This window comes from Mesorhizobium sp. M1273 (assembly GCF_040318195.1).
GTDB lineage: Bacteria > Pseudomonadota > Alphaproteobacteria > Rhizobiales > Rhizobiaceae > Mesorhizobium.
On sequence record NZ_JAMYLV010000001.1, the window covers coordinates 119,702 to 132,524 of the forward strand.

12 protein-coding genes and 1 pseudogene are annotated in these 12,823 nt (G+C 60.9%); 7 read left to right on the forward strand and 6 right to left on the reverse strand.

Annotated elements, in window-relative coordinates:
* Positions 1-5 precede the first annotated feature (5 nt).
* The 3 genes from NKH30_RS00530 (at position 6) to guaD (ending at position 3,761) form a co-directional block, all read left to right on the forward strand.
* On the forward strand, positions 6-1,406 hold the full coding sequence (locus NKH30_RS00530) for an 8-oxoguanine deaminase (protein ID WP_352993782.1): 1,401 nt from the start codon (positions 6-8) through the stop codon (positions 1,404-1,406).
* Positions 1,407-1,429: 23 nt separating this feature from the next.
* Positions 1,430-2,293, forward strand: a complete 864-nt coding sequence (locus NKH30_RS00535; protein ID WP_352993784.1) for an aromatic ring-hydroxylating dioxygenase subunit alpha — start codon at positions 1,430-1,432, stop codon at positions 2,291-2,293.
* A 100-nt stretch (positions 2,294-2,393) separates the two neighbouring features.
* Positions 2,394-3,761 carry a guanine deaminase gene (gene guaD / locus NKH30_RS00540; RefSeq protein WP_352612484.1) on the forward strand — a complete coding sequence of 456 codons (1,368 nt, stop codon included), beginning with the start codon at positions 2,394-2,396 and terminating at the stop codon, positions 3,759-3,761.
* Positions 3,762-3,839: 78 nt separating this feature from the next.
* Here the strand turns inward: guaD and NKH30_RS00545 are convergent, their stop codons facing one another.
* Positions 3,840-4,895, reverse strand: coding sequence for an alpha/beta fold hydrolase (locus NKH30_RS00545; protein ID WP_352612482.1), 1,056 nt, complete (start codon positions 4,893-4,895; stop codon positions 3,840-3,842).
* A gap of 341 nt (positions 4,896-5,236) precedes the next feature.
* Complete coding sequence (locus NKH30_RS00550; RefSeq protein ID WP_352849852.1) at positions 5,237-5,821, reverse strand: glutathione binding-like protein; 585 nt, start codon at positions 5,819-5,821, stop codon at positions 5,237-5,239.
* A 462-nt stretch (positions 5,822-6,283) separates the two neighbouring features.
* Between NKH30_RS00550 and petA the strand changes: the two are divergent.
* From petA to NKH30_RS00575, 4 genes and pseudogenes are all read left to right on the forward strand, one after another.
* Positions 6,284-6,761 (forward strand): annotated as a pseudogene (petA, locus tag NKH30_RS33120) (ubiquinol-cytochrome c reductase iron-sulfur subunit).
* 16 nt (positions 6,762-6,777) lie between these two features.
* Positions 6,778-8,073 carry a cytochrome b gene (locus NKH30_RS00565; RefSeq protein ID WP_352993791.1) on the forward strand — a complete coding sequence of 432 codons (1,296 nt, stop codon included), beginning with the start codon at positions 6,778-6,780 and terminating at the stop codon, positions 8,071-8,073.
* A gap of 23 nt (positions 8,074-8,096) precedes the next feature.
* A complete protein-coding gene (locus NKH30_RS00570; RefSeq protein ID WP_352993794.1) occupies positions 8,097-9,614 on the forward strand; it encodes a mechanosensitive ion channel family protein in 1,518 nt (505 codons plus the stop codon).
* Positions 9,615-9,640: 26 nt separating this feature from the next.
* Positions 9,641-10,552 (forward strand): pirin family protein, encoded by a 912-nt coding sequence (locus NKH30_RS00575; protein ID WP_352612471.1) that lies wholly within the window; start codon positions 9,641-9,643, stop codon positions 10,550-10,552.
* Between the two features lie 67 nt (positions 10,553-10,619).
* On the opposite strand, the gene NKH30_RS00580 is transcribed toward NKH30_RS00575, so the two are convergent.
* The 4 genes from NKH30_RS00580 to NKH30_RS00595 all read right to left on the reverse strand — a co-directional run bounded on the left by NKH30_RS00580 (position 10,620) and on the right by NKH30_RS00595 (position 12,729).
* Positions 10,620-11,051 carry a DUF1810 domain-containing protein gene (locus tag NKH30_RS00580; RefSeq protein ID WP_352612469.1) on the reverse strand — a complete coding sequence of 144 codons (432 nt, stop codon included), beginning with the start codon at positions 11,049-11,051 and terminating at the stop codon, positions 10,620-10,622.
* Between the two features lie 42 nt (positions 11,052-11,093).
* The gene (locus NKH30_RS00585; RefSeq protein ID WP_352993797.1) at positions 11,094-11,375 is read right to left on the reverse strand and encodes a GNAT family N-acetyltransferase; all 282 of its coding nucleotides are present in this window, start codon (positions 11,373-11,375) and stop codon (positions 11,094-11,096) included.
* A 54-nt stretch (positions 11,376-11,429) separates the two neighbouring features.
* Complete coding sequence (locus NKH30_RS00590; protein ID WP_352612467.1) at positions 11,430-12,164, reverse strand: sensor histidine kinase; 735 nt, start codon at positions 12,162-12,164, stop codon at positions 11,430-11,432.
* Positions 12,165-12,291: 127 nt separating this feature from the next.
* Complete coding sequence (locus NKH30_RS00595) at positions 12,292-12,729, reverse strand: CBS domain-containing protein (RefSeq protein WP_352612465.1); 438 nt, start codon at positions 12,727-12,729, stop codon at positions 12,292-12,294.
* Positions 12,730-12,823: the final 94 nt, after the last annotated feature.

Sequence of the window (12,823 nt, forward strand, 5' to 3'; positions counted from 1 at the left end):
CCGTCATGCCCCGCCTGCTTGTCAAGAACATCGATCTGCTCGCCACCTTCGATGATACGCGCCGCGAGATTTCCGACGGCGCCTTGATGATCGACGACAACGTCATCGAAGCGGTCGGCACCACCGCGGAACTCAGTGGCTCCAGTGCCGACGAGGTGCTCGACCTATCGGGCCATGTCGTCATGCCGGGCATGGTGAACACGCATCATCATATGTTCCAGAACCTCACCCGTGTGATGGCTCAGAACGACGAACTGCTTGTCTGGCTGAAGACGCTCTATCCGATCTGGGCCGAGCTCGATGACGATGCGATAGGTGTCTCGGCGCGCGTAGCGATGGCCGAGCTTATCCATTCGGGCTGCACGACCAGCTCCGATCACCTCTACATCTTGCCCAACAACTGCACGCTCGACGCGACGATCGGTGCGGCCCGCGATATCGGTCTGCGTTTCCACGCTGCGCGTGGAGCCATGTCGCGCGGCGAAAGCCAGGGCGGCTTGCCGCCGGATCGCTGCGTCGAAAAGGAAGAGGATATCCTGAAGGATGCCGAACGGCTGATCGGCGGCTATCACGACGCGTCGCGGCATTCAATGAGCCGAATCATCCTGGCTCCTTGCTCGCCGTTCTCGGTGACTCCGGAGTTGATGCGCGATGCGGCATTACTGGCGCGCAGCCACAAGGGCGTGAACCTGCATTCGCACCTTGCCGAAGAGCTTTTCGAGGAGAAGTACTGCCTCGAAATCTATGGCAAACGGCCGGTCGAGTTCGCCGAATCCGTCGGCTGGCTCGGTGACGACGTCTGGTTCGCCCACTCGATTTTCATGACCAGCGACGAGATCGACCGCTTCGCCGAAACCGGCACCGGGGTCGCCCATTGCCCGTCGGCTAACATGCGCTGCGGCCAGGGCATCGCGAAGATCCGCGAGATGCTCGACAAGGGCGTGAAGGTCGGCCTTGGCGTCGACGGCTCGGCCTCGAACGACACGTCGAACCTGTTCATGGAAGCGCGGCTGGCGCTGATGCTTCAGCGTGTCGCGCCGCACCACTACCTCTCCGAAAAGCCCGGCGGCCGCGGCGGTTTCGGCGGCACGCCGACGGCGCTGTCCGCGCGCGAGGCCCTCGAAATGGCGACGCGCGGTGGCGCTGCCCTGCTCGGCCGCCATGACATCGGCCATCTCGCGCCCGGCATGTGCGCCGACTTCATCGCGGTCAAACGCAGCCAACTCGGCCTTTCCGGCACCGAGCGCGACCCGCTCGCCGCGCTGGTGCTTTGCGGACCCTTCAAGGTCGACTATTCCTACATCAACGGCCGGCAGATTATCGCGAGAGGCGACTTCGCCTCTTTCGATGTCGAGGCGGCGATGGCCGACCACCGGGCCGTGATGGACCGCATCTATCGGCAGTGAGATAGCACAGGAAGGACGCAACAATGACCATTAAGCGAGCTGCGGAGCAGGCGGCCCTCGACCAATGGTATTGCATTGACGCGCTGAACGAGATTCCGGTCGGCACGATGCCGAACCGGCTTCTGGGCGTCGATCTGTTGGTAGCCCGCGATACGGCAGGCGCGGTCAATGTGTCGCGTGCCGGCGACGGCAGCCAAGTCCCGGCCAAGGAACGCTACGGCTATCTATGGATCACGCTCGGCATGCCGGCCGGCGATGTGCTGTCGATCCCGGAGGCCTATGAGGACGACCGCCGGCCTGTCGTTTGCGGAGCGATCGCGGTAAAGGCGTCCGGCCTGCGCATCGTCGAGAATTTCCTCGACATGGCGCATTTCCCCTTCGTCCATACCGACATATTGGGCGCCGAGCCGCACACGGAAGTGCGGCATTACACAACCGAAATCCGCCGCGACGTGGATGAGGTGTGGGCGACCAACTGCGAATTCTTCCAGCCGCAGGCAGCACTCTCGGCGACCGGTGGCATCATGACCCAATACATGTACCGGGTCGCCAATCCTTTCGCGGTGATGCTCTACAAGACCTGCCCCAACTCGGCTACCCGGTGGGACGTGATCTGTCTGTTCGTGCAGCCCCTCGATCCGGACCGCTGCCGCGCGCACCCCGTCATGTTCCTGATCGACGACGTATCGACTACGACCGAACTTGTGCAGTTCCAGCAGCTCATCTTCCTGCAGGACCGCATCATCCTGGAGAACCAGCGGCCACGTCTTTTGCCGCTCGAGCCGCGCGCGGAAATTCCGACGCGGGCCGACGGCTCGTCGATCGCCTATCGCCGCTGGCTGAAGGAGAAGGGCATCACCTACGGCACGACGGCGCAAGCCGCATGAGCGGCAGCCCTTCCGATATTGTCATCGGCATCGACGGACGGGCAATCGCGCTCTGGCGCTTCGCGACGGCAGTGCGTAGCTGTTCTTCGGCGGAGGACAGGTGAGCGACCTGAGCGGCAAGACGCTTCTGGCCAGCGGCTTTCACGCGCCGGAGCGCGGGCTCGTGGAAGAGTTGCTCCATGCCCTGATCGCAATCGATCAATCAGGCATCATCGCCTCGGTGCTGCATCCGCATGATGCCGGCTATGGCGAGGCGCTGGAGGCCGCGCGCCGGACCGGTTCGCTGGCGACCTTGCCGGCGCAGAGTTATCTGCTGCCCGGCTTCGTCGATCTTCACGTGCACGCGCCGCAATATCCGCAGCTCGGCAGGGCGCTGGACGTGCCGCTCGAGGCCTGGCTCCACAAACACACGTTTCCCCTGGAGGCGCGCTACGCCGATCTCGCCTTCGCGCGGCGCAGCTACGGCCTGCTGGTCGACGACCTGATCGCTAATGGCACGACCACAGCGCTCTACTTCGCAACCATCCACCAGGACGCGACAAGGCTGCTCGTCGACATTTGCCTCGAACGGGGGCAACGTGCGCTGGTCGGCAAAGTGGCGATGGACAATCCCGACGAGTGCCCGGCCTACTATCGCGATACCTCGGCGGACGCGGCCATCGATGGCACGCGCGCTCTGATCGACTACGTGCATGGGCATCCGGACAATGCCACGGGACGGGTAAAGCCGGTCATTACGCCGCGCTTCATCCCCTCCTGTACCGACGCCGCCCTCAAAGGGCTCGGCACGCTTGCGCAGGAATGCGGCTGCCATGTGCAGACGCATTGCTCGGAGAGCGACTGGGCGCATGGCTACGTGCTGCAGCGCCACGGGATCAGCGACACGTCTAGCCTTGATCGCTTTGGCCTGCTGCGCGCCGGCAGCGTGCTCGCGCACGCCAATTTCATTACGCTTGCCGACATGGAGACGATCCGCGTGCGCAAGGCGGCCGTGGCGCACTGCGCCGTCTCCAACGCCTACTTCGCAGGCGCCGTGTTCCCGTTGAGGGCGGCCCTCGAGAAGGGTGTCAAGGTCGGGCTCGGCACCGACATTTCCGGGGGACCGAGCGCCTCGATGTTCGATGCGATGCGCGCGACGGTCATGTCGTCGCGCATGCTGGAAACCGGCACCGACCCGGCGCTAGCGGCCGAGACGCGCGGCACGGCCGGAACAGCACGCGTCGACTTTCGCGAGTCCTTCCACCTGGCGACGGCAGGCGGTGGCGTGGCACTCGGCTTGCCTGTGGGGCGATTCTCGCCTGGCTACCATTTCGATGCGATCCTGGTCGACACCGCCGCGCCCAGAGGCACAATTCACCTGTGGGACGAACTCGACGACGGCGACGGCATCCTTCAGAAGATCGTCTACTCCGCTTCCAGGGCCAACATCGCGTCGGTCTGGGTCGGCGGGAGAGCTGTTCTCGCCTAAGCGGACCGGAGGCTGTGCCGAGAACCAGGACTCTTCCCGTTTTATTCCTTACGGTCGGGGGCACGTCATGGATTTTGATCAGTATTCGCCGACGTCGATGACAGCCTGGGCAAAGGCTTGCGGGGCTTCTTGAGGCAAGTTGTGGCCGATACCGCCGGTGATGATCCGGTGCGTGTATCTGCCCGAGAATTTCTTGGCGTAGGAACTGCTGTCGGGATGGGGTGCGCCATTGGCATCGCCCTCAAGGGTAATGGTCGGCACTGTGATCACGGGAGCTTCGGCCAGCCGGTTTTCCAGAACGTCATATTCCGGCTCGCCCTGTGCCAGGCCGAGCCTCCAGCGGTAATTGTGAATGACGATGCTGACGTGATCCGGGTTGTCCAGTGCTGCGGCGCTGCGCTGGAAGATGTCATCGTCGAAATTCCACTGCGGCGAAGCGAGTTGCCAGATGAGTTTGGCGAAATCGCGCGTGTATTTCTCGTAGCCGGCGCGGCCGCGATCCGTGGCGAAGTAATACTGATACCACCATTGAAGCTCCGCCTCCGGTGCCAGCGGCACCATGCCGACCTGCTGATTTCCGATGAGATAGCCGCTCACCGAGACGATCGCGTTGCAACGCTCAGGCCAGAGCGCGGCAACGACATTGGCCGTTCGAGCGCCCCAGTCGCAGCCGGCGATCGTGGCCTTTTCGATCCCCAGCGCATCCATCAGGGCCATCGTATCCGCGGCGAGCGCCGACTGCTGGCCGTTGCGCATCGTCTCGTCCGACAGGAAGCGCGTAGTGCCGTAGCCGCGCAGGTAGGGCACAATCACGCGGTACCCCTTTGCGGCAAGCAGGGGAGCGACATCGGCGTAGGTGTGAATGTCATAAGGCCAGCCATGAAGCAGGATCACTGGGGCACCTTCGGCGGGCCCCAGCTCCGCATATCCGACGCTCAGATTTCCGGCATTGACCTGCCCGAGCGAGCCGAATGATTTCTGCGTGGCTTGCGTAGCAGATGCCCTCGCCTCGACCGTCCAAGTGGCCGCCGGCTCGCTCAAGCCGAGTTCGGTGGCGGCGAACGTCATTGCTGCAGCACCAACAATGCGCCGGCGGCGATGATCGACCGTGTCGCGAGCCTTACTCGCATTCATGATGAAGCCTCTGTAATGACCAACAAGCAGGAACGACCGGACCGCCCGCCTCATCGGCCGACAGGAAATGTTGCCTATTTCGATGGTGACTGCGGCGGACCAACCACTGTAACACTCGGCCAGGAGGCAGTGCGGCGAACTCTGAGTGAATGCCGGTCAGGTCAAGCGTTTCCTCGATTTCCCTCCTCAGAAATTCGAGACCTAGGCCGTCCCCGCGCTTGGAAGCGGCTGGATGTAGATGTAGCATCCGCAGGAACGGCAGCATGAGAATGACTCCTGATCTTCTGTTTGGGCGAGAGGACATGTTGCATCTGGTCTTATGCTCGAAGTCGCCCTCGGCTTCAGACGAGGCCCTCACGATCCATTGCGATGCGCACGGCCGGTCGGGCAGCCATTCGGACGCGAAGGGCTTGCAAAGGCGCGGGAACAGGGACTTGGAAGCGGGCCGCCCAAAGCAGCATCACGAAAAGATAAAAATCCGCGACGCTGGGCTTGTCGCCGAACAGATAGTCGGTCTCGAGCCCGTCAGCGACGAACTCGAGTTGGCTCGTAATCGTCGCGCTCGCCCTGGCCTTTTCGGCATCGCTGCTTTGGTGCCACATCGGCTTGAAGCTTCGGTGTATTTCAGTTGAGACGTAGGTCAGCGCTTCGAGAAGGCGGGTACGGCCCAACGGCCCCGCCACTGCCAGTGGCGGGTATTGCGACGCAATCCAGTCGAGGACGGCGATATTTTCCGTCAGCGTTTCGCCGCTATCCAGCACGAGGGCTGGAACATAGCCCTTGCGCGTGACGGTAGTGAAATCATCCCCGGAGCCTGTCCGTTTGGTCTTGAGGTTCACACTTTCGCGCTCGAAGGAAACACCGGCCTCTTCCAGAGCGATGTGGTCCGCCAGGCTGCAGGCGAGAGGGCTGTAGTAGAGTTTCACCGCTTTTCCCTTTCTGAACCCGATTGAATCCCGCAATTGGTCGTCGCCGAGCGGAAAACCTGCCCCGCGCCACGCGAGACAACCGCTCCAGAAACTCGCACTTGGCGGAGACGACGACTACGACACCGACAGCTAGACGTGCCTATGCCGAGGTATGGTCGGGTGAAGTTCGGGATCGCTGTGCGCAATGCCGGGACGTATGCCAGCTCAGCGGCCAACGGTTATCTGGAGGAATCCAGAACCTTCCATGATGGCATCATCGCCAGCCCGGCCAGTCCTTCGCTCAGGAAATCCTAAACGAAAGTATTGGACGCACGTGCCGTTGGCACGATGGCTCACACCCGGCCACGGCCGGCATATTCCGCGCGGCACGAGCAGACTGGAAACGCGAAAGCCGTGGTCTGCTTTTGCTCGATTGCCACCAACGCGATGACGCAGCTTCCGACAATAGGAGTCGCCATCATGGCCGACCTTTCCGAAACCTCCACAGCCGAGCACACATTGCGCGTCGAGGCGCCCGCCGCGATCGAGGTCGACGTCTCCTCGCTGACGCCGGGAACGTCGCTGATCATCGACTGGCACGGCAAACCGGTTGTCGTGCGCAACCGCACCGAAAAAGAGAGGAAGGACGGCCAGGCAGTCAGTCTCGCCGAGCTCAAGGATCCAATTGCCCGCAACGCCAACCTGCCGGCCGATGCGCCGGCAACCGACGCCAATCGAACTATGCCGGGCAAGGAAGCCTGGGTGGGTGATGATCCAGGTCTGCACCCATCTTGGCTGCATCCCGCATGGTCAGGAAGGCGATTTCGACGGCTGGTTCTGCCCCTGCCATGGTTCGCAATACGACACCGCCGGCCGCGTCCGGAAGGGGCCGGCACCCGAGAACATGGCGGTGCCGGTGTTCCAATTCGTTTCCGACACCAAGATCCGTATCGGCTGAGGCAGGGGGCATTTCGATGAGCGGCGGCAAACACTCGACCTATACGCCCAAAACCAGAATCGAACGTTGGTTCGACGCCCGCCTGCCGCTGCCGCGGCTGGTCTATGACAGCTTCATCGTCTATCCCGTCCCGCGCAACCTGAACTATGCCTATACGTTCGGCGGTATTCTCACGATCATGCTGGTTTCACAGATCCTGACCGGCATCATCCTTGCGATGCATTACGCCCCTGATACGGGGCTGGCCTTCAACTCGGTCGAGCAGATCATGCGCGACGTGAATTCGGGCTGGCTGCTGCGCTATCTCCATTCCAACGGCGCGTCGTTCTTCTTCATTGCCGTCTACATCCACATCTGCCGCGGGCTTTACTACGGCTCCTACAAGGCGCCGCGTGAGCTGCTGTGGGTGCTCGGTTGCACCAACCTCCTGCTGATGATGGCGACGGCCTTCATGGGCTACGTGCTGCCTTGGGGACAGATGTCGTTCTGGGGCGCTACTGTCATCACCAGCTTCTTCACCGCCGTCCCACTGATCGGCGACTGGCTCCAGCAGCTTTTGCTCGGCGGCTTCGCGGTCGATAATCCGACGCTGAACCGTTTCTTTGCGCTGCATTACCTGCTGCCATTTGTGCTTGTGGGCGTGGTGACCTTGCATATCTGGGCGCTTCACGTCGTCGGCCAGAACAATCCGACCGGCATCGAAGTCAAATCGAAAACCGATGTCGTGGACTTCACGCCTTATGCCACCGTCAAAGATGCCTTCGGCATCCTCGTGTTCCTGTTCTTCTTCGCCTATTTCGTCTTCTACCTGCCGAACTACCTCGGCCATCCCGACAACAACAGCATCGCCAATCCGCTGAAGACGCCGGCCCACATCGTGCCGGAATGGTACTTCCTGCCGTTTTACGCGATCCTGCGGGCCATCACCTTCAATATCGGGCCGATCGATTCCAAGCTCGGCGGCGTGCTCGCGATGTTCGGCTCGATCGCCGTGCTGTTCCTGGTGCCGTGGCTCGACACCTCGAAGGTGCGCTCGGCGGTCTATCGGCCCTGGTACAGGGTGCTCTTCTGGCTGTTCGTTGCCAATGCCCTCTTTCTCGGCTGGCTCGGCTCCCGGCCGGCGGAAGGCGCATACGTCGTCATGTCCCAACTGGCGACGCTTTACTATTTTGCGTTCTTCATCATCGCCATGCCGGTGCTCGGGCTGATCGAAAAGCCGCGACGGCTGCCGAATTCGATCACCGAAGCAGTTCTCGAAAAAGACAAGGCCAGCGCCAGAGGCCCGATCGCCGGGCCGGAGACCAAACGTTGAACCGGGCATCGCGGTGATCGTTCATGAACTGGTGGAACTCTCCTCTGGTCTACATCGTGTTGCTCGGCCTCGCCGGGATCGTCGTTTGGTCTCTCATCCCCAGACGCTTCGCCGATGCGAAGCTGGTCGTCCAACTCGCCTTTTTCGTCGCGATGTCGGCCATGGTTCTCCACCTGCGCGTCGTGCCGTACGAAGCCGCACGGGACAACGAGACAACCGGAGGAGCGATCCTCATCGGCTCGGTCAAGCTGCTCTGGTGGGTTCACCTTGGCTGGGCGCTGATCGGATTTGTCCGTATCTATCTCGTCTTCGAGCGAAAGCCGCGCGAGGCACGTCTCCTGCAGGACGTCGTGGTCGGTGTCGTCTACGCTGGAATGTTCCTGTCGATCCTGGCGTTTGTCTTTGCAGTGCCGGTCGGAACGCTCATTGCCACGTCGGGCGTGTTTGCCGTCATCCTGGGACTGGCGCTCCAGAATACGCTTGGTGACGTATTTTCGGCGATCGCGCTTAACCTCGGCCGCCCTTACGTGCTTGGAAACTGGATCATTCTGGGCGACGGAACCGAAGGCCGCGTTATCGAGACCAATTGGCGGTCGACCCAACTTCTGACCCCGACACACAATGTCGTGGCGCTGCCAAACAGCCTTCTCGCCAAGATCGGGGTAACAAATCTAAGCGGTCCGGACGAGAGCCATGGACTTGCCGTAACCGTCAAGGTGGCGCCAACGAAGACGCCGGCGATCATCGTAGACCTCATGCGCACTGTCTTGCTGAGCTGCAATTCGATCCTCCAGGACCCTTCGCCTTCGGTCACCATCAGAAGCCTGGATGCCACAGCTATCGAGATCGAGTTGTTTTTTCGCGTCGCAAGTATCGACCAGCGAAGTGCCGCTCGGAACGAAATCTTCGATCTCATTTATCGCCATTCAAAGTCGACCGGCATGCTGCTGGCGGAGCCATTTTCAGGCTCGATTGCCATGACCAACCGGCCGGGCCACGAGACGGCGGCCTCCCAAGGCTTCACCCCGATCGAACTCATCAATTCCATACCGGTATTCTCGGCGCTAACGGATACCGAGCAGGGTTCGCTCGCCAAAGCGGCCTCGGTTCGCACCTACCATAAGGGCGAAATCATCGCACGACAGGGAGAGATGCTGCCGTCGCTCATGATCGTTCGGACGGGCGTCATCGTCCGGCAAATTGGCGAGGACGATGATCAACTGCAGGAGATCTCCCGGCTTGCACCTGGCGATTTCTTCGGCGAGACCGGCTTGCTCGCCGGTATTGGCGAGATGTCGAGTTTGCGGGCAATGACCCCTGTCACGGTTTACGACATAGACCAGGAAAGCTTTGCGCCGCTGCTGCACGACAGGCCCGAAATGGCCGAAGATCTTGCCGCGATCCTGTCGATGAGGGTGTCGGCTTTTAATGAAAGCGGCATCGCCGGACAGCACCACGCGAGCTCCAAATTCGCGCTCCTCAAAGCCATTCAGACAGTCTTTCGAGCCGCTTCGTTCAAGCGCGTTCGAGCACCTGGCTGACAAGGCATGCAGAAGGACAGAGATCCATGACCATCCGCCAAAGCGGTATCACAGGCATCGATACACTCATCCAGCCAGCTATCCGTGATTTTGCGGACGGACTGAAGATAAGGCGCGTATTGCCGTCCTCGGATCGCCTGATGATCGGGCCCTTCATCCTGTTCGACCATTTCGGCCCCGCTATATTCGACGCAGGTCACGGTTTCGATATGGGACCGCATCCGCATATCGGCGTTGCGGCCGTGACCTACCTGATCGATGGCGAGATCGTCCATCGCGACAATTTGGGAAAAGTGCAGACCATCCGTCCTGGCGAGGTCAACTGGATGACGGCCGGGTCGGGCATCGTCCATTCCGAGCGCACGCCACCGGAAGTCCGGGCGTCGGCAAGCAATCTCTTCGGCGCTCAGGCTTGGATCGCCCTCCCCTCCCGCTATGAAGAAATTGCCGCCGACGTCGCACATTTTGGCGCTCCCGAAATACCGAGGATCTGTGCCGACGGCGTCGAGTTTACGTTGATCGCCGGCGCGTCCGACGGGTTGGTCTCGCCGGTAAGGACGTTCTCCGACATGGTCTATGCCGAAATTGTGCTCACGAGCGGTGCGCGCTACCAGGTGAAACCCGAACACCGTGAGCGTGCGATCTACATCGTCGCCGGTGAGGTTGGAATTGTCGGCCAACTCGGTACGTTTCATGAGGCCGAATTAGTAGCTCTGGCGCCCGGCGCTGAGATTGTGCTGCAGGCGCCTGCCTTCCATGCGGCGAGACTGATGTTGATAGGAGGTGAGCCCCTGGCCGAGCCACGTCGTATCTATTGGAACTTCGTCTCCTCTTCAGCCGAACGGATCGAGCAGGCAAAGGCGGATTGGCGCGAACGCCGCTTCCCCGGCGTGCCGGGAGAGCACGAGCTCATGCCTCTACCAGATGGCAGCGTGTGAGGGATAAGGCAGCGGATGGTGACCTCAGCGCCGCGACAGCTTTACGCCGGGTGGCGCAGGCAGACCACTACGACATCAAGTAGAGATCGTTCATCGTTTCCTCATCGAGCAAACCGTCGAACCAGACGTCGAAGATTGTCTCGAGCAGGAACTCGTCGTTGCTTGCTTCGGAAAACAGCGTGAGGGACGCGTGCAACTTCTTCGCATCAACGTCACCGAAGACAGCGCGAGCGCTTAGGCCGGAGAGCCGTTGCAGGGTGCCAACGCATTCCCGATAACGGCCTCCGAGGATCGGAAACGAGAGATAGGCGCTGGCTTCGTCGAGCGATGTGATTGCATATGGCTCAGGCGCTGTACCACTTCGCCTTGTGGCCAACCTTGGGCAGATGAACTCCATGTAGGGAGTGCACATCATCCCTCGACGTAGAATGGCCAGCGCGTCGTCGTAGACCGGATCCTGTGCGCTGACGAATCTCTGCAAATCATACTCGTCAGGCATTTGGATAGATCCTTGGGAAACCCTCAACATTCGTGCCCATGACTAGCCGCCGACGACATCTGCATAGTCCGGGTGCTTGGCGAAAAAGCGGCTCATGAAGGGACATTTCAAGATCGCTTTACGGCCGGTCTTGCGGAGCAGTTGGAAGGTTCCTTGGGCCAATTGCGACGCGATCCCTTGTCCGGAAAATTCCGACGGGACTTCGGTGTGTATCAGCGCAACCTTCCCGCCCTCGAGCCGATAATAGGCCGCCGCAAACATATCGCCGGCGATCGGCAGCTCGAAACGGTGCTGTTGGACGTTTTCGACGACTTGTGCATCCATCTTTATCTCTCGATTGTATGTCACGTTTGTCACCGGAGGCAGATTGGCGGGCCGCTATCGCATCGCAGGCAACCGCAGAGTGACGGTCGTGCCTGCCCCAAGTGTGCTCTGAATATCGATGCTTCCGCCTGATTGCTCGGCAAAGTGCTTCACCATCGGCAAACCGACGCCGCCGAGGCCTTCGCTTTTGGTGGTGAAGAACGGATCGAAGGCGCAGACCATCGTCTCGCTGGTCATCCCGATACCGTTGTCCGCGACGCGGATGTCTACCTGACCGGCGGCAGAGTTTTCAGAGGCCAAGCCGGCATCGATCGAGATGAAACCGCCGTCAGGCATTGCATCGCGCGCGTTGAACAGAAGATTCAGAACCGCATTTTGCAATCCAAAGCGATCGCATCTCACCAAAGGCAGGTCGGACCCAACCCGAAGCTCAAGACCGAAATTGGCATCCAAGGCGCTCCGTACGAGGGTTTCGATCTCAGCCAGGCAAGCACCTACGTTTGTGTATTCGATTTCCGCGTGGCTCTCTCGGGCCAGGCTGATGGTTTGCCGGACAAGGCCACCAGCCCGCTCCAAAGCCGTCTTGGCGCCGGCTATTACAGGCCCGAGCGCCGGAGCCGCTTGGATGCTCGGATCGCGGGCCAGGTGGTTCAACGCCGACGAGGCGACCTGAATGAGATTGCCCAGGTCATGGACGATGCCGGCCGTCGACATTTGCACGGACATACCACTTCCAGGGCCATCGGGCGGGCCGTCGAAGACATCTTCTTTTATGTCCGGACGAAACATTTCGTTCCCCGCTGGCTAAGTCGGCACCTATTGGCTTCAACACGCTATAATTTATGGCTTTTATTTTCCATTATATCTAAGAAGACGCCGATACATACTTCCGTATATTCAATCGCGAGACGATGCTCTATTGATAGCCGATCCCGCTGATGTAGTTGGCAAGCAGCCGTTCCTGCAGTTCCTCTTGTTTGAAGAGCGCCTTCATCGCATCACGGATATCGAGGACGCCTAGCGGTTTCGAGTCGGCCCCGAGCACCGGCACATTCTGCAGGCCTTGCGCGGCCATGGTCTGCCAGACTGAATGAAGATCATCATCGGGACCACAGGACACGATGGACCTGCTCATCAAAGCCGCAATCGGCGCTTCTGTTGGCCCTGAATTCGCCAGATGGCGGACAAGGTCGGACTTGCTCAGCACGCCTGCCGCCTCCCCACTGCCGTGGCACACCACGACCAGGCCTATTGCGGGCCTGGAAAGTGAGAGTGCCGCACTGCGGAGTGGAGCGTCGACATCGACCACCATGAGACGGGCCGATATTACTGGATGCAGATTGTCAATTCGCATGACGCCCTCCTGAGAGCGCCTCGCGGCCGCGGCCGCGGGGCTGGGATCGGTTCCAGTGTTGGTTGCCGAGCTCGGCGCCTTCGTCCGGCCGGTC